The organism is Streptomyces collinus (assembly GCF_031348265.1).
GTDB classification, from domain to species: Bacteria; Actinomycetota; Actinomycetes; order Streptomycetales; family Streptomycetaceae; genus Streptomyces; species Streptomyces collinus.
The window spans coordinates 3,122,803-3,139,467 of the sequence record NZ_CP133771.1; the positions used below are offsets into that span (position 1 = coordinate 3,122,803).

At 71.0% G+C, this 16,665-nt stretch carries 13 protein-coding genes and 1 tRNA gene; 5 read left to right on the forward strand and 9 right to left on the reverse strand.

Annotation, left to right across the window (positions count from 1 at the left end; all coding sequences use genetic code 11):
- Positions 1–18: 18 nt before the first annotated feature.
- The 3 genes from RFN52_RS14050 to ettA are packed head-to-tail and all read right to left on the reverse strand — an operon-like array spanning position 19 to position 2,768.
- Entirely contained in the window at positions 19–687 is a 669-nt protein-coding gene (locus RFN52_RS14050) for a DUF8185 domain-containing protein (protein WP_184846480.1), read from the reverse strand.
- Entirely contained in the window at positions 684–1,097 is a 414-nt protein-coding gene (locus RFN52_RS14055; RefSeq protein ID WP_184846482.1) for an acyl-CoA thioesterase, read from the reverse strand. The genes RFN52_RS14050 and RFN52_RS14055 overlap by 4 nt, the downstream gene beginning before the upstream one ends.
- A 6-nt stretch (positions 1,098–1,103) precedes the next feature.
- Complete coding sequence (gene ettA / locus RFN52_RS14060; RefSeq protein ID WP_184846484.1) at positions 1,104–2,768, reverse strand: energy-dependent translational throttle protein EttA; 1,665 nt, start codon at positions 2,766–2,768, stop codon at positions 1,104–1,106.
- Positions 2,769–3,163: 395 nt separating this feature from the next.
- Here ettA and RFN52_RS14065 point away from each other — a divergent pair, with 395 nt between their 5' ends.
- Together RFN52_RS14065 and gap are read left to right on the forward strand one after the other, a co-directional pair.
- Positions 3,164–4,120 carry a GlxA family transcriptional regulator gene (locus RFN52_RS14065; protein ID WP_184846486.1) on the forward strand — a complete coding sequence of 319 codons (957 nt, stop codon included), beginning with the start codon at positions 3,164–3,166 and terminating at the stop codon, positions 4,118–4,120.
- 132 nt (positions 4,121–4,252) lie between these two features.
- Positions 4,253–5,251 (forward strand): type I glyceraldehyde-3-phosphate dehydrogenase, encoded by a 999-nt coding sequence (gene gap / locus RFN52_RS14070; protein ID WP_184846487.1) that lies wholly within the window; start codon positions 4,253–4,255, stop codon positions 5,249–5,251.
- A 54-nt stretch (positions 5,252–5,305) separates the two neighbouring features.
- Here the strand turns inward: gap and RFN52_RS14075 are convergent, their stop codons facing one another.
- The 4 genes from RFN52_RS14075 to RFN52_RS14090 form a co-directional block, all read right to left on the reverse strand.
- Positions 5,306–6,715 (reverse strand): Cys-Gln thioester bond-forming surface protein, encoded by a 1,410-nt coding sequence (locus tag RFN52_RS14075; RefSeq protein WP_184846489.1) that lies wholly within the window; start codon positions 6,713–6,715, stop codon positions 5,306–5,308.
- Positions 6,716–6,999: 284 nt separating this feature from the next.
- Positions 7,000–7,476 (reverse strand): single-stranded DNA-binding protein, encoded by a 477-nt coding sequence (locus tag RFN52_RS14080; RefSeq protein WP_184846491.1) that lies wholly within the window; start codon positions 7,474–7,476, stop codon positions 7,000–7,002.
- Between the two features lie 296 nt (positions 7,477–7,772).
- Positions 7,773–9,584, reverse strand: a complete 1,812-nt coding sequence (locus RFN52_RS14085; protein ID WP_184846493.1) for a YfjP family GTPase — start codon at positions 9,582–9,584, stop codon at positions 7,773–7,775.
- Between the two features lie 3 nt (positions 9,585–9,587).
- The gene (locus tag RFN52_RS14090; protein WP_184846495.1) at positions 9,588–11,195 is read right to left on the reverse strand and encodes a dynamin family protein; all 1,608 of its coding nucleotides are present in this window, start codon (positions 11,193–11,195) and stop codon (positions 9,588–9,590) included.
- Positions 11,196–11,516: 321 nt separating this feature from the next.
- Here RFN52_RS14090 and RFN52_RS14095 point away from each other — a divergent pair.
- Positions 11,517–11,589 (forward strand) — tRNA-Arg (locus RFN52_RS14095).
- Positions 11,590–12,034: 445 nt separating this feature from the next.
- Here the strand turns inward: RFN52_RS14095 and RFN52_RS14100 are convergent.
- Entirely contained in the window at positions 12,035–13,318 is a 1,284-nt protein-coding gene (locus RFN52_RS14100) for an MFS transporter (RefSeq protein WP_184846497.1), read from the reverse strand.
- 290 nt (positions 13,319–13,608) lie between these two features.
- Positions 13,609–14,550 (reverse strand): LysR family transcriptional regulator, encoded by a 942-nt coding sequence (locus tag RFN52_RS14105; protein ID WP_184846499.1) that lies wholly within the window; start codon positions 14,548–14,550, stop codon positions 13,609–13,611.
- Positions 14,551–14,680: 130 nt separating this feature from the next.
- Here RFN52_RS14105 and RFN52_RS14110 point away from each other — a divergent pair, with 130 nt between their 5' ends.
- Entirely contained in the window at positions 14,681–15,679 is a 999-nt protein-coding gene (locus tag RFN52_RS14110; RefSeq protein WP_184846501.1) for a fumarylacetoacetate hydrolase family protein, read from the forward strand.
- Positions 15,676–16,647 carry a cyclase family protein gene (locus RFN52_RS14115; RefSeq protein ID WP_184846503.1) on the forward strand — a complete coding sequence of 324 codons (972 nt, stop codon included), beginning with the start codon at positions 15,676–15,678 and terminating at the stop codon, positions 16,645–16,647. Before RFN52_RS14110 ends, RFN52_RS14115 begins: the two co-directional genes overlap by 4 nt.
- Positions 16,648–16,665: the final 18 nt, after the last annotated feature.

The following is a 16,665-nucleotide window of genomic DNA, read 5'->3' on the forward strand; positions in this document are numbered from 1 at the left end:
CGGCCGTCGAGGGCCAGGTCAGCGGACGCTGACGTCCAGCGCCCCGAGCCCGGCACGTCGTACGGCGATGGACCCGTACGGCGTGCGCAGCCTCAGCCACGCGCCCGACGAGAACAGCCCGAGCGGCACCCCGGGCCGCAGGAAGCCGAGGGACTGCGCCGCGTGCACGGCCCGCACGGGCAGCCGGGTGTCCCCGACCGTACGGGACCAGATGTCGCGTCCGATCCGGTCGAGTTCGGCCCGCGTCCGCTGCTCGGAGGACAACTCCTGCGTACGGGAACGGAACTCGGCGACGACGGCGGCGACGAGGGACCGCAGGGCGTCCGGCGCCGGCAGCCCCGGCTCGCTGCGCCAGCCGCCGCGCGGCGGCAGCACACCCGCCCACGGCGGCCCGGTCACCGCGCCCGGCACGACGGCCGTGCCGGCGTTCTCGTCCACCGTCTCCAGGAACTCACCGGCGGACACGGTCACGTCCAGCGTGACCTCAAGGCCCTTCTCGTACGGCTTCGCCAGCCGCACCGCCCGCACGGCCAGCACCTCGAAGGACGGGGGCCGTCCGAAGACGGCCAGTGCGGTGCCCGCTGCCTGCAGACGCACCGCGGCCCCACGGTCGTAGCGGAGCAGCCGGGAGAGGAAGGCCGCGAGATCCGCCGCCTCCCCCTCGTCGGCGAGGTGGAGCACCGTCATGCCGCGACGGCCCCCTCCTCGGCGTCATCCGTGTACTCGCTGAGGAACTCCCGTTCCTCGGCGGTGATCCGGCGCGGGCGCTGGGCCTCGAAGTCGAACGGCACGATCACCGTCGAGGCCCGCACGTAGACCTGGTCGTCGTCCTTCACCTCGTAGGTGAGGGTGAAGGAGGCGGCCCTGATCTCCGTGACCCACAGCTCGATGTCCACCGGGTGGTGCCGGTGGACGAGCTGCCGCTTGTAGTCGATCTCATGGCGTGCCACCACGGACCCCTGCTTGAAGTCCTTCTCCGGGCGGAACAGGAAGTCGATACGGGCTTCCTCCAGGTAGCGGAGGAACACCACGTTGTTGACGTGGCCGTACGCGTCCATGTCCGCCCAGCGCAGCGGGCAGCGGTAGATGTGCCGCAAGATCGATCAGCCCCGGGTCAGCTTCTTGTAGGTGGCGCGGTGCGGACGGGCGGCGTCCGGACCGAGTCGCTCGACCTTGTTCTTCTCGTACGACTCGAAGTTGCCCTCGAACCAGAACCACTTGGACTCGCCCTCGTAGGCGAGGATGTGCGTGGCGACCCGGTCCAGGAACCACCGGTCGTGGGAGACGACCACGGCCGCACCCGGGAACTCCAGGAGCGCGTTCTCCAGGCTGGAGAGGGTCTCGACGTCGAGGTCGTTGGTCGGCTCGTCGAGGAGCAGCAGGTTGCCGCCCTGCTTGAGGGTGAGCGCAAGGTTCAGACGGTTGCGCTCACCGCCGGAGAGCACGCCCGCCGGCTTCTGCTGGTCCGGACCCTTGAACCCGAAGGCCGACACATAGGCGCGGGACGGCATCTCGACCTGGCCGACGTTGATGTAGTCCAGCTCATCGCTGACAACGGCCCACAGCGACTTCTTCGGGTCGATGTTCTCGCGGCTCTGGTCGACGTAGGAGATCTTGACCGTGTCGCCGACCTTGATGGCGCCGGAGTCCGGCTCCTCGATGCCCTGGATCATCTTGAACAGGGTGGTCTTGCCGGCGCCGTTCGGGCCGATGATGCCGACGATGCCGTTGCGCGGCAGCGTGAAGCTGAGGTCGTCGATGAGCAGCTTGTCGCCGAAGCCCTTGCTGAGGTTGCTGACCTCGACGACGACGTTGCCCAGACGCGGGCCCGGCGGGATCTGGATCTCCTCGAAGTCCAGCTTCCGCATCTTGTCGGCCTCGGCGGCCATCTCCTCGTAGCGGGCCAGACGCGCCTTGGACTTGGCCTGACGCCCCTTGGCGTTGGACCGCACCCACTCCAGCTCTTCCTTGAGCCGCTTCTGCCGCTTGGCGTCCTTCTGGCCCTCGACCTTGAGGCGGGCGGCCTTGGTCTCCAGGTACTTGGAGTAGTTGCCCTCGTAGGGGTAGAGGCGACCGCGGTCGACCTCGCAGATCCACTGGGCGACGTTGTCGAGGAAGTACCGGTCGTGGGTGACCGCGACGACGGTGCCCGGGTACTTGGCCAGGTGCTGCTCCAGCCAGTTCACCGACTCGGCGTCGAGGTGGTTGGTGGGCTCGTCGAGCAGCAGCAGGTCGGGCTGCTCCAGCAGCAGCTTGCACAGCGCGACGCGGCGGCGCTCACCACCGGACAGGTTGGTGACGGGCCAGTCGCCGGGCGGGCAGCCCAGGGCGTCCATGGCCTGCTCCAGCTGGGCGTCCAGGTCCCACGCGTTGGCGTGGTCGAGGTCCTCCTGGAGCTTGCCCATCTCCTCCATGAGCGCGTCGGTGTAGTCGGTCGCCATCTGCTCGGCGATCTCGTTGAACCGGTCGAGCTTGCCCTTGATCCCGGCGACGCCCTCCTGGACGTTCTCCAGGACGGTCTTGTCCTCGGTCAGCGGGGGCTCCTGGAGCAGGATGCCGACCGTGTAACCGGGCGTGAGGAAGGCGTCACCGTTGGACGGCTGCTCGATGCCGGCCATGATCTTCAGGATCGTCGACTTGCCGGCGCCGTTCGGGCCGACGACGCCGATCTTCGCCCCCGGCAGGAAGCTGGTCGTCACGTCGTCGAGGATCACCTTGTCGCCGTGCGCTTTGCGCGCCTTGCGCATGGTGTAAATGAACTCAGCCAAGAGAAACCGTCCGGCAGCTTGAAACTGGCAGTGGGCAGATACACCCCATCTTGCCGTACCGCCACCCCTGGGTGGAAACGCGTATGGCCGGGGGCGGCTGACCTGGCATTTCTCGGATGCCTGCTGCCGGGCGACTGTCACTGTGGGTCGCCTATGGTCGACCTCGGGCAGCCTCGCACGGCCTGGGGACGGCCCAGGGGTGATCCCCTGCGGGCCGCCCCTGCATCGGGCCGGGTCGCCCTCGCTACCTGAGTGACAGGGCTGACGGCTCGCACCGCTCGACAGACGCGGACACTCCCGAAGCGCTGCCGCGGCCTGGGGATTCGTGAGATGTGGCTGGGCGGGCGGGGTGGGGATCCGTGTGGGAGTCACGTACTCCCTCGTACGCTGTCCCCGTGCCGTCCTCCCGCCTGCATCGCGTCGCCGTCCTCGTGCTCGTGGGGGCGAAACCGCTCGACGTCGGCATTCCCGCACAGGTGTTCACGACCCGCGCCAGCATGCCGTACGAGGTGCGCGTGTGCGGGGCGGCACCCGGGCTCGTGACCGGCGGCGACGGTCTGTCGTACGACGTCGCGCACGGGCTCGACGCGCTGGCGTGGGCCGACATCATCTTCATCCCCGGCTACCGGTTCCCGGACCGCGACGACCCGCCGCAGGCCGTCGTCGACGCGCTGATCGCGGCCCACGCCCGGGGCGCGCGGCTCGCCGCCATCTCTACGGGTGCCTTCGCGCTCGCCGCCACGGGCCTGCTCGACGGCAGACGCGCCACGACGCACTGGCACTACTCACGGGCGCTCGCGGCGAAGCACCCGCTCGTCCGGATCGACGAGGACGTCCTTTTCGTCGACGAGGGCAGCGTGCTGACGTCGGCGGGCGCCGCCTCGGGCATCGACCTGTGCCTGCACATCCTGCGCGGCGACCTCGGAGTGGCCGCGTCGAACCACGCGGCCCGGCGTCTGGTCGCGGCCCCCTATCGCAGCGGCGGCCAAGCGCAGTACGTGCCGCGCAGCGTGCCCGAGCCGCTCGGCGAGCGGTTCGCCGCCACCCGCGAGTGGGCGCTGCACCGCCTCGGCAAGCCCCTCACCCTCGACGTGCTCGCACGGCACGCGGCGGTCTCGCCCCGTACGTTGTCGCGGCGCTTCGTCGAGGACACGGGGTACACGCCCATGCAGTGGGTCATGCGCGCCCGAATCGACGTGGCCCGTGAGCTGCTGGAGCGTTCGGAACGGGGCGTGGAGCAGATCGCCGCCGACGTCGGTCTGGGCACCGGTGCGAATCTGCGGCTGCACTTCCAGCGCATCCTCGGCACCACGCCGAGCGAGTACCGGCGCACCTTCGCCCGGGGCGAGTAGCCCGCCGTCCCGTGGCGCACGTGGCCCGTGGCGCGATCCTTTTGAACCGTGGCGATCCCGCCGCTGTCCCGGGCGGATGCCTGCCGCGACGCTGGTGACGAACCGGAGAGACCCGAAGGGACAACACCACTCATGACGCGCATCGCAATCAACGGATTCGGCCGCATCGGACGCAATGTGCTGCGCGCACTGCTCGAACGTGACAGCGCCCTCGACATCGTCGCCGTCAACGACCTCACGGAGCCCGCCACCCTCGCCCGGCTGCTCGCCTACGACACGACGGCCGGCCGGCTCGGCCGCCCGGTGTCCGCCGACGGGGACACCCTCGTCGTCGACGGCCGCCGCATCAAGGTGCTCGCCGAGCGCGAGCCGGCGCAGCTGCCCTGGGCCGAACTCGGCGTCGACATCGTCCTCGAAGCCACCGGCCGCTTCACCTCGGCCAAGGCCGCCCGTGCCCACCTCGACGCCGGCGCGAAGAAGGTACTCGTCAGTGCGCCGTCGGACGGCGCCGACGTCACGCTCGCGTTCGGGGTCAACACCGACGCGTACGACCCGGACGTGCACACGGTCGTCTCGAACGCCTCGTGCACGACCAACGCGCTCGCGCCGCTGGCCGCGGTGCTCGACGAACTGGCGGGCATCGAGCACGGCTTCATGACGACGGTGCACGCCTACACGCAGGAGCAGAACCTGCAGGACGGTCCGCACCGCGACGCCCGTCGCGCCCGCGCCGCCGCCGTCAACATCGTGCCGACCACGACGGGCGCCGCCAAGGCGATCGGTCTCGTGCTGCCGAACCTCGACGGCAAGCTGTCGGGCGACTCGATCCGCGTGCCGGTTCCGGTCGGCTCGATCGTCGAACTCAACACGACCGTCGCCCGTGACGTGACGCGCGACGACGTGCTGGCGGCCTACCGCGCCGCGGCGGAGGGCCCGCTCGCCGGCGTCCTCGAGTACTCCGAGGACCCGCTCGTGTCCGCCGACATCACGGGCAACCCGGCCTCGTCGATCTTCGACTCCGCCCTCACCCGCGTCGACGGCCGCCACATCAAGGTGGTCGCCTGGTACGACAACGAGTGGGGCTTCTCGAACCGCGTGATCGACACCCTCGAACTCCTCGCCGGCCGCTGACGGCTGACGGCTGACGGCTGACGAGAGTGGCCCGGGCGGTGCCGCCCGGCCGGGTCACTCCCCCGCCGTGGCCTCCCTGCGCCGCAGCACGACCAGCGTCGTCCCGCCGATCAGGACCAGGCCGATGGCGACGCCGACGATCACGGGGGTTATCTCCGAGCTGCCCGTTTCGGCGAGGTTGGTGTCCGTGGCGGTGCCGCCCACCGTCGCGGGGCTCGGTTCGCTGAGGGTCTGGGTGGTGGTGCCGGTGTCGCTGCCGCGCGTCCGGCAGTCCAGCATGCCGGTGAAGCGCTTCTCGAAGCCGCCCGGGCCGTGGATCGTGAAGTCGTAGGCCTGGTCCTCCTGGAGCGGCACCGTCACCGTGCGGGTCTCGCCGGCGGCGATGGTGTGCTCCAGACCGGCCAGTTCGAAGGTGAACGGCTCGTCGCCCTGGTTGGACGCGATGATGTCGACACCGCCCTCGGCGCAGTTCTCCGCCGCCGACAGCGCCGGGACCGGGCCCTGCTTCGCCCAGGTGGCCCCGGCCGTCGCGGACACCGTCGACTCGCTGGAGCCGGCCAGGATCTGGGTCTGGCTGCGGTTCTCGGAGGCGAAGGCCCGGCCGACCGGCACGGTCGTCGAGGCCTGCACGGTCAGGTCCGCCGTACCGGCTGCCGCGTCCTCGGGCACGTCGAAGTACACCTGCCCGCCGTCGGACGTGGTGGTGACGGCCTTGCCCTGCTTGTCGACGACCTGCACCCCGCTCGTGGCGGCGTCCGCGGGCGGGGTGACCGTCGCGCTGCCGGCGTTGGTGCGCACGGTCACCGGTCCGATCCGCTCCCCCGGCCGGCCGGATACGGCGGGCGGCTCCAGGGTGAGCGAGGCCCGGGGTTCGGGCAGATCGCGGGCGCTCTTCTCCAGGTGGTCCGCGAGCTGCTCGGCCTGCGGATCGAGGGCGTCGACGGGCACGTCGTCCGAGTAGCGCCAGATCGCCACCTGCGTGCCGGCCGCCGCGTCCTGCTCGGTCAGCGCACCACGCACGCCCGCCTTCCGCGCCAGCGTCGCGAGGTCGTTCACCTGCGGGTAGGAGTTCTGCAGAATCCAGCGGATCTTGCCGGCGTCCTTGTTGGTGCCCAGGGACGTGCCGCTCCAGGGCGTCTCGTGGTACTTGGCGTCCCGCTGCGTGGGGTTGTGGAGGTCGACGCAGTACGTCTGCAGCATGCCGCCGCCGTCGACGGACATCTCGAACAGGCCCGCCGAGATCTCCTGGTCGCCCGTGCCGGCGTGTATCACTGCCGCGCCGTACGTCTTGAGGCCGCCTATCGTCGCGGCCGCTCCGCCCTGTCTCTGTGTCGTCTCGTCGGCGACGGCCCGGCCGGCACCGGCCAGACCGCCCGCGGCGACGAGCCCGGACACCACTGTCGCGGTGGCGAGACGAGTCGCCGCTCGCCTGCGTACGAACACCTCAGAGAACGAAGCAAACACCGAATTCCCCTTCGAGCAGGACCGTTGACGTGGGGGGACGGTCCCACCAGCAGAATCAGAGGCCTCACAGGACACAAGAGACCCGAGAACCATGTCCGGCATCCTAGGGACGCGGGGGACCCCGCCCGCCGGTCAGACGGTCGGACGAGTGATCCGACTCGGAATCGTTATCGCCAAGATCCCTGGTGGGCAGGGCTTATCGACAAATCCACCCTTGACCGTTCGGTGCGCACCGGGCGATAAGGCGTAGTTCGGGCGGACGGCCGCGGTTGGGTGATTTGACGCTACGTCAATACGGCTGACTCCGGCCGACGTTGGTCGGCGGGCTCCGCTGGTTCCGCCGAACCATTGGGCGATGTCTCCCAGTTGGGCTCCGGATGGGTCGGCGCAGGCGCCGTCTCCGCCTTGCCGGCGCGCCTGAAGGCCGAGGTGCCCCAGGCCAGATCGTGTCCGATCGACACGGCGTCGATGTCCGCCGACGTCCAGCTCTGCCCCTCGCGTACGTCGGTCCGCACCTTCAGCCTGCCCTGCACGATCACGGGCTCGCCGACCGTCAGCGATGCCGCCGTGTTCGTGGCCAGCTGGCGGTTGGCCCACACCGTGAAGAAATTGGTGTGCCCGTCCGTCCACGTGTTCTTCTCGCGGTCCCAGTAGCGCGCGGTGACCGCCAGCCGGAACCTCGCCGACGGGCCGGACGCCATCTCCCGGTACACCGGCTGCGTCGCCACCCTGCCGACCGCGCAGACCATCGTCTCGTTCATCGCGAACCCTCCCTCGCCCGAGTGCGGCGACGCACCGGGCCGACACGCGTACGGGCCCGTCCCGTACGGCTGTGTCTTCCAGACTGCCGTCGCCGGGCCGGGCCCGCTGAGCGCTGTGGATCGCCGGGTGCCTGTGGATAACGCAGTCACCCAGGCGGGTGATGCCGGGTGGGGCGGGGTGGGTGGAGTGGGTGGCGACCCCGCCCCCGGTCTCACCACCATGGCGTCACTGTCACGGAGTCACTGTCACGGAGTCGCAGTCACGGCGTCGCTGTCACGGCGTCATTGCCAAGGCGTCACCGCCCCGCCCCCACCACCCTCCCGTACTGCTCCCGGACCTCGCAGTACCGCAGCAGTTCCGCCGCCACCGGATCCAGGACCCGGGCCCGGCCGCATCCGGCCGCCGCCTCCCGCAACCGGCGTTCCGCCTCCAGGCCGTAACGCCGTGCCGGGCCGCGGGCCGCCATCCGGCAGCTCCACTCGATGAGCGGTCCGCCGACGATGCCGATCACCATCAGCAGCACCGGCACCCCCAGGTTCGGCGCCATGACCCCGATGATCTGACCCAGCAGCCACAGCCCGCCCAGGAACTGCAGGATCGTCATGGACGCCTGGGTGAGCACGGCCACCGGCCACCACCCCGGGCGCGGCGGCCGCCCCGCGGGCACGCCCGCGCGCACGGTCAGCTCGTCCAGCGCCTCGGGCAGTCCATGCGAACCACGGAGGGCCGCCTCGCGCACCGCCTGCGCCCAGGGCGCCGGCAGCCCGGCCGACGCCCGGTCGGCCACGGTCCGCACCGCCTGCTCGACCCTCTGACGGGCCGTCGCCTCCTCGTCGGCCTGCGTGCGCGAGGGGAGCCGGCCCGTGGTGGGCTCGCCGCGGTCCTGGTACCAGCGCCACAGCCGCAGCCAGGGCGTGCCGCAGGCCCGGTTGGCGTTGCGCAGCCAGGCGCGCTCGGCCGCCTCGCCCGCCGCCGTGGCGCCCACCGCGTCCGCCAGCCGGTCGGAGAACTCCTCCCGTGCCTGTTCGCTGAGCCCGGTACGCCGCTGGGTGGCGTAGAGGGGCCGCAGCCGCGCCGCGGCGACGTCCACGTCGGCCGAGATGCGGCGGTTCGCCGCCCCGCGCTCCGAGACGAACTGGCCGAGCACTTCGCGCAGTTCCCCGACGCCGTCCCCGGTGAGCGCGGACAGCGCGAGCACGGTCGTGCCCGGTTCGCCGTACTCCCCGAGGGCGATGCCGTCCTCGTCGAGAAGCCGCCGCAGATCGTCGAGGACCTGCTCGGCGGCTTCCCCGGGCAGCCGGTCGACCTGGTTGAGGACGACGAACATGACCTCGGCGTGGGCCGCCATCGGCCGCAGATAGCGCTCGTGGAGGACGGCGTCGGCGTACTTCTCCGGGTCGACGACCCAGATGACCGCGTCGACGAGCCCGAGGATGCGGTCCACGTGCCGGCGGTGCTGTACGGCCGCCGAGTCGTGGTCGGGCAGGTCGACCAGGACGAGTCCGCGCAGCGGCGACTCGCCGTCCCCGGTCGGCAACGGACGGCGGCGCAGCCGGGGCGGGATCCCGAGCCGTTCGATCAGGCCGGCCGCCCCATCGCTCCAACTGCACGCGATGGGCGCGGCGGTGGTGGGGCGGCGTACGCCCGTCTCCGAGATGGTCACCCCGGCGAGCGCGTTGAACAGCTGCGACTTGCCGCTGCCGGTGGCGCCCGCGATGGCGACGACGGTGTGCTGCCCGGAGAGCCTGCGCCGCGCGGCCGCCTCGTCGAGTACCCGGCCGGCCCCCGAGAGAGTCCGGCTGTCGAGCCGGGTGCGGGAGAGCCCCACGAGTTCGCGCAGGGCCTCGAGCCGCGAGCGCAGCGACCCCTCGTGCACCAGTGGGGTCACCGTTGGCGAGGCGGCGGAGCGGTTGTCCGTCATGGGGAACCTGACTCCTTCGGCTGTCTCGGCGACCCGGCGCGCGATGAGTCCGTCGTCCCAGGTCTCGGTGGAGTCGGTACGCGTCGCACACTCTCCGCCCGGGGCGCTCCGGTCGCCGCCGCCATGGTGGGCGTCGTCATCCGGCTCATCGGCGTGCTCGGTGGGGTCCTGGTCGGTGACGGTCACCGCTCACCTCTCCTTCTGCAGTACGGACAGCGCGGCGATGAGCTCGGCTTGGGGCTCGGGGTGAACGTCGAGCGCGTCGAGCGGGGCGAGCCGGCGCTCACGTTCGGCGTGCACGACCCGGTCCACGTGCTCAGTGAGCAGCCTCCCGGCGCGGTCGCGCAGTCGTAGTGCGCCATGGGCGCCCATCCGCTCGGCGAGGCTCTCACCGGCCATCCGGCCCCGGCGGCCGCCCAGCAGGGAGGTGGCGACCAGGGCGGCGACCAGTTCGGGGTCGGGTGCGAGGTTGCGGTCGAGCTCGCGCACCTCCTCCTCGGCCTGCTCCTCGAGCTCGCGCCGCCACCGCCGTACGGCGAGCCCGATGCGGTGCTCGGCGTTGTCCGCGCCGGAATCACGTGCGGCGAGTTCCGGGGCGCTGGAGGCCGGTTCGCGCCGCCAGGCGTTGTCGACGCGCTCGTCGGCGGCGGTGACGGCGCACAGGAGCAGCGTGCTGAGGCTCTCCACAAGCGCGTCGAGGAGTTCGGCGGCCGTGCAGTCCAGGGGGAAGGCGCGCCATCGCTTCAGCGCGTCCCCGGCGAGGACCGCCCCGCTCTGCAACCGGCCCCGCACGCGCGTGTGCTCGCTGTCGTACGCGCCTTCCACGGCGGAGGTGAGCCGCAGTGCGGCGGCGTACTGCGCGGCGGCGGCACCGGCCAGCTCCGGCATCCGGGACTTGAGGGAGTCGAGGACACCGTAGGCCGTACGGGCGAGGACGTGCTGCCGGGCCGCGGGGTCCTGGGCCTGGTGCACCAGCCAGGTGCGCAACTGGGCGACGGCGGACGCCGGCAGGAGCCCGCCGCCCCAGGCGGACTCGGGCAGTTCGGGCACGGTGAAGCGTGGCACCTCGCCGAGCCCGGCCTTGGTGAGCAGGGCCCCGTACTGCCGCGACACCTCGTTGACCACCTGGTGAGGCACCCGGTCGAGCACGGTCACGAGGGTGACGTCGTACTCCTTGGCGGTGCGCAGCATGTGCCAGGGGACGGCGTCGGCGTAGCGGGCGGCCGTGGTGACCATGACCCAGATGTCGGCGGCGCAGATGAGTTCGGAGGCCAGAACCCGGTTGTCGGAGACCAGGGAGTCGATGTCCGGCGCGTCGAGGAGGGCGAGCCCGGGCGGGAGTGTCTCGGCGGTCTCGACGCGCAGCACGCGCGCGGGGTTCTCGCCGGGGAGCAGCAGGTCGTCGGTGGAGTCCTGTTGGGGCACCCACACGCGCGTGAGGTCGGGCAGCACCCTCATCCCGCTGAACCAGTGGTGGTCCTCCGGATGGCAGACCAGCACGGGGGTGCGTGTCGTCGGCCGCAGCACGCCCGCCTCGCTGACCCGCCGTCCCACGAGGGAGTTCACGAGCGTCGATTTCCCGGCTCCGGTCGACCCCCCCACGACGGCCAGAAGCGGCGCTTCGGGCTCCCGCAACCGGGGCACCAAGTAGTCGTCGAGCTGCGCGAGGAGTTCGTCGCGGTTGGCACGCGCGCGTGGGGCCCCCGCCAGGGGCAGCGGGAAGCGTGCGGCGGCGACACGGTCGCGCAGGGCGGAGAGTGCGTCGAGCAGCTGAGGCCGTACGTCCAAGGTCACCACATGTGAAGAATGCCCAATTTTAGGGGAATTCTGAAGCATATGAGCATGTCTGCGCGCCGACAGAACACAAGGGACGGAAGGGACGACTGGGACACAGGCAGACTCCAGGCATAACGAGTGCACAACACCCGATGCCTCTGACGCCAAAAGCGATGCACGATTCGTACCTGCCTGCGATTATCAGGACCGCTTCACTGAACCTCCACATCGAGCCACGGAGGCGAAGCAACAGGGACAAGGTCGCGGGAGCCCTATCCTTGTCCCCGGCAACGTCACGGATCGGCCCACACCCGGGCACCCAGACAGAGGCCACCACACCCGGCCCCCGTAGCTCAGTGGATAGAGCAGGCGCCTTCTAAGCGCTTGGCCGCAGGTTCGAGTCCTGCCGGGGGCGCAAGTCTCCGCCCTCCCTTTGGGGAGGGCTTTTTGCTGGTCAGAGCACATGCCGCCCGACATGCCGAAGCCCCGGACGCCCTCCCGATGAGGCCCCTTCGGCCGCATCGGCACCCGCATCACCCCCACGTCCGTACCACAGCGCAACAGCCGCACGGACGACCATTCCGCGCCCATCGTCACCCCGCACGGAATTGGACAGCTGAGTCAGCGCCGAATCCGAAGAGGGTTCGCGGCGGCCGGGAGCCGTGCACGTGTTGGAGTGAGTGCAGGAACGCCTGGTGCGTCATGCCCGGCTTGCGACGGATGGCGGCGATCGGCGATCAGGGTCGGCGTCGGCATCCTTCGTTTCTCCGGTGGAACGCGTGGCGATCGGCATCGCGGGGAAATCCGCGATGCCGATCTCGACGGGTGTGTGGTTCTCGTGGTGGATCGGCGCCGCGTGGTCAGCCCGCGGTCTGCTGCATCGGTTCCGGGGTGGCCGTCCGGTGGCGCCGGGCGGCGAGGCCGAGTGCGGCGGTGGCGACGGCCCCGGCGAGGGCGAGTACGCCCAGGGCGTTCGCCAGGGTGCCGACGGCGGAGGCGAGCGCGAGGACCACGAGCGGGCAGATGAACTGGCCGAGGAAAAAGAAGCCCGTCCACAGGCCGGTGCCGCGGCCGCGGTCGGCGTAGTGGAGCTTGGACATGGCGAGGGTGAGCAGGCTCGGCAGCATGATGCCGCTGCCGAGGCAGTTGATCACCGCGCCGGCGGTCAGTACGACGGGGTTGGGGGCGAGCCAGATCACCGCGAAGCCGAGGGCGGACAGGCCGAAGGCGGTGGGCAGCCAGGCTTGCGGGCTGCGGCCGGCCTTGGCGAAGACGACGGCGCCGATCACGACCGCGGCACTGGAGCCGGCTGTGGCCAGTCCGATCACGCCGGGGTTGCTCACGCCCATGTCGTTCAGGAGGAATGCCATCTCCACCTGGACGGTGTAGAAGAGGATGGCGCCGAGGAGGGTCAGCGCGCAGGTGCCGGCCAGCGGACGCCAGGGGAAGGGTCTCTTGGCCATCGGTTCCGAGGCGGTGACGGAGGGCTCTTCCACGTGGTCCGCCGGCCGGGGCCGCGGCAGGAAGGCGGCCATGGCCGGGGCGAGCAGCAGGCTCACCGCGTAGGCCCAGAACGGTGCGCGCCAGCCGGCCGATCCGGCCGCGCCGCCCAGCACGAAGAAGGCCGTCGCGGAGATCGAGGCGCACATCGTCTGCATCGCGAGGTAGCGGTCGCGTTGCCGGCCGGAGTAGTAGTCGCCGATCAGCGTGGTGCTGCAGGTCATGATGGCGGCTTCGGCGACACCGACGAGGGCGCGGCTGGCGACGATGGCGCCGAGGGAGTCCAGCCACAGGGGGGCGGTGCCGAGGATCGCGTACAGCACGGTCGAGACGACGAGCAGGCGTTTGCGGCCGAGCCGGTCGGCGATGACACCGGCGAAGGGGGCCAGCAGCGCCAGGGAGAGGGCGGGGATGGTCAGGGCCATGGGGACGAGCGCGTCGACGCCCGGCACGTCGGCGAAGTGGGACTGCATCTGCGGCAGGACGGGGGCGATGAGTACGGCGCCCAGGATGGGCAGGCAGCTTCCAGCCATCAGCAGCGTGAGGCGAAGCCTGTGGCCGGGGCCGGAGACGGTCTGCTCGGGTCGGTCGTCTGCGACAGCTTCGGACGTCGGGGACGGGAGCGGGGGCACGGGTGCAGGCATGCGGGAACTCCACGTGGCGGGTCGGGAGGGGGGCGGGATGGTGCGGCCGTCGTGGTCGGGCCGCCCGGTATCCGTGGCAGGTTCGGAGCGGGGAGCCGATGACTGCCGGACGTCGCGGCGGGCCGGCTCGCCGGGCGCCTGCCGGGTCCCGGCAGCGGGGGATGGTGTGGCTACGGCGCCGGGTGGAGATGACTATGGGCCAACGGATAGGTCCTGCCTAGCCCTCATCCGATCGATATCGAAGATGTGGATCATCCGGACCTTGGATGCCAGGCACCTGCACGGACCCGCTATCTCGATGCGACCGTGGCGATACGGCCGGGCTCGGAAGCGGCCAGCTCCGCTCCCACGCGGGCCGCGGTCTCGCGCAGCCAGATGTGGGCCGCGTCGTGGGTGTGCACCGGGTGCCACCACAGTGCCTCCTGGAGAGGCACCGCCCCGTAGGGAGGTTCCATGAGGCGTACGGCGGCCACGCCGCGCAGCAGCTCGGCCAGGCGCTGCTGCACCAGAGCGATCCGGCGGGTGCCGGCGACCAGGAAGGGCAGCGCCTGGAAGCTGTCGACGGAGATCTCCACGTGGGGATCGACACCGAGCATGCTCAGCTGCCGGGCGGCCGGAGCGTCGTAGGCGCGCTGGTAGATGACCCAGGGCAGCCGTGCCAGGTCCTCCATGGTCAGCTGGTCGCCGACCTCGTCGTTCGTCTCGGCCACCAGGAAGGCCCAGCGGTCGGTGAACAGGTCGACGGCGGGGAAACCGCCGATGATGCCGCGCGGCATCAGCAGCCCGTCGGCCGTGCTGAGCAGCGGTGCGGTGTCCTCCGTGACGTCGATGGGCGTCCGCTGGAAGCGCAGCCGTACCCCCGGGGCCTCGGCGTGCACGGTCCGGGCGAGCTCCGCGCCGAACACGGTGAGGGCGTAGTCGGAGGTGAGCAGGGTGAACTCGTGCTCCTCGCTGCCCGGGGCGAAGTCGGCCCTGCTGCTGAAGACCCGTTCCAGCAGGTCGCAGGCGGTCGAGGTGCGGTCCAGCAGAGCGCGGCCGAGAGCGGTCAGTTCGTACTGTTTGCCGACGCGCGCGAGCAGGTCGTCGTCGAAGTGGCGGCGCAGGCGGGCCAGGGCCGCGCTCATCGCCGGCTGGCTGAGCCCGACGCGCTGCCCGGCGCGGGTGACGTTGCGCTCCTCCAGCAGGGCCCGCAGGGACAGGACGAGATTGAGATCGAGGCCGGAGAGGGACACGACGCCTCCAGAGCGAGGCCGCTTGCGGCGGAAACATTTGCACCGTGGATGATCAACATCTAAAGAATCTATTTCCCAGATTACGGGGTGGGAGTCAGATTGGTCGCACCGCAATCTGGAGGACATTCCCGTGAAACCCGCAGCCGCTTCCGCGTCCTTTTCCGGTCCCTTCGCCCTTGGCGTCGTCTCTGACTCTGACCAGGCGACTTTCCCCGGTCTTGTGATCCCCGGGGGGCGCGTGCTGGATCTTCGCACGGCCCTCGGAGAGCCGGCCCTGACGACCCGGGGGATTTTCGAGCACTGGGACGAGATACTCCCTCGCCTGCACGAGCTCGCGGCCGACGAGACGGCCGACTGGCGGCCGTTGGAGCACCTGCGGGTGCACGCGCCGGTCGAGCCCCGCCAGGTCTTCCAGTCCGGCGCCAACTACCGGCAGCACGTGATCGATCTGGAGGTCGCCCATCGCGCCCCCGACGACCCCCGCACGGTCGAGGAGGCGCGCGCGGAGATCGCCGCGGTCATGGACCGGCGGGCGGCCGAGGATCTGCCGTACGCGTTCATCGGCCTGCCGAGCGCGATCACCGGCCCCTTCGATGACGTCGTACTTCCGGACTGGGCGCAGCAGCCGGACTGGGAGCTGGAGTTGGCGGCCGTCATGGCGAGGCCCGCCTACCGGGTGACGGTCGAGGAGGCCCTGGAGTACGTGGCCGGCTACACCATCGCCAACGACCTCACCGACCGCGCGACCGTCTTCCGCCGGGACATGAAGGCCATCGGCACCGACTGGCTGCGCTGCAAGAACGCTCCCGGTTTCACCCCGCTCGGCCCGTGGATCGTGCCCGCCGAGTCGATCGCCGACCCGGGTGACCTGCGCGTCACGCTGAAGCTCAACGGCGAGACCATGCAGGACGAGTCCACCAAGGACATGCTCTTCGGCATCGCCCGGCTGGTGTCGTACATCTCCCAGACCTCCCGGCTCCTGCCCGGCGACCTTGTGCTCACCGGCAGCCCGGCCGGCAACGGCATGCACTGGGGACGGCTGCTGCGCGACGGTGACGTCATGGAGGGCTCCATCACGGGTCTGGGCGCGCAGCGCACCCGCTGCGTCGCCGAGGGGACCGCGTCGTGACGGCCCCGCTCGACCCCACGGACGCCGAGGGCGCGATCAACGGCGCCGCCAAGCGGTATTCCAACTGGGGGCGTTGGGGCGAGGACGATGTGCTCGGCACGCTGAACTTCCTCGACGAGGCCAAGCGCCGCGAGGGCGCGGCACGGGTCCGCCGGGGCGTGAGTTTCTCGCTGTCGCAGCGGTTCGACATGAACGGGCCGCAGAAGGGCTGGCGCCGCCGCACCAACCCCGTCCACACCATGCTGGACACGGGAACGGACGCGGCGCTGGGCAACCAGGGCTTTCCGCACGGCATCGGCGGCGCCGACGACGTGATCACGATGCCTCTGCAGTGCTCCACCCAGTGGGACGGGCTCGGGCACATCTTCGACCACGGCAAGGCGTGGAACGGACGCGACGCCGCGAAGACCGTCACCTCGGACGGCGATCTGGTCACCGGCATCGAGCACATGGCCCCGTACGTCGCCGGGCGCGGAGTCCTCCTCGACGTCGGCCGGATGATCGGCGACGAACGCGGGGAACTGCCGGACGGTTTCGCGATCACCGAGGAACACCTGACCGCGACCGCCGAAGCGCACGGCGTGGCCGTCGGCCGCGGGGACATCGTCGTCGTCCGGACCGGGCGGCTGACGCGCGCCCGCCGCGAGGGTTGGGGTGACTACGCGGGCGGCGACTCTCCCGGCCTGTCCTTCACCACCGCCGGCTGGCTGCACACGAGCGAGATCGCCGCGATCGCCACCGACACGTGGGGCTTCGAGGTACGGCCGAACGAGTTCGACGGCGCCTTCCAGCCGCTGCACCAGGTCGTCATTCCCAACATGGGCCTGCTGATCGGCGAGATGTGGGACCCCGACGCTCTCGCGGCCGACTGCGCCTCCGACGGCGTGTACGAGTTCTGGCTCACCGCCGCGCCCCTGCCCATCACCGGAGCCGTCGGCTCCCCTGTCAATCCGGTCGCCGTCAAGTGACCTGCCCAACAAAGGAGT

Excerpts from the sequence above, each read along its gene's own strand:
- RFN52_RS14050 (WP_184846480.1), bottom strand. The coding sequence starts at position 687 with ATGACGGTGCTCCACCTCGCCGACGAGGGGGAGGCGGCGGATCTCGCG.
- gap (WP_184846487.1), top strand. The coding sequence starts at position 4,253 with ATGACGCGCATCGCAATCAACGGATTCGGCCGCATCGGACGCAATGTG.
- RFN52_RS14080 (WP_184846491.1), bottom strand. The coding sequence starts at position 7,476 with ATGAACGAGACGATGGTCTGCGCGGTCGGCAGGGTGGCGACGCAGCCG.
- RFN52_RS14100 (WP_184846497.1), bottom strand. The coding sequence starts at position 13,318 with ATGCCTGCACCCGTGCCCCCGCTCCCGTCCCCGACGTCCGAAGCTGTC.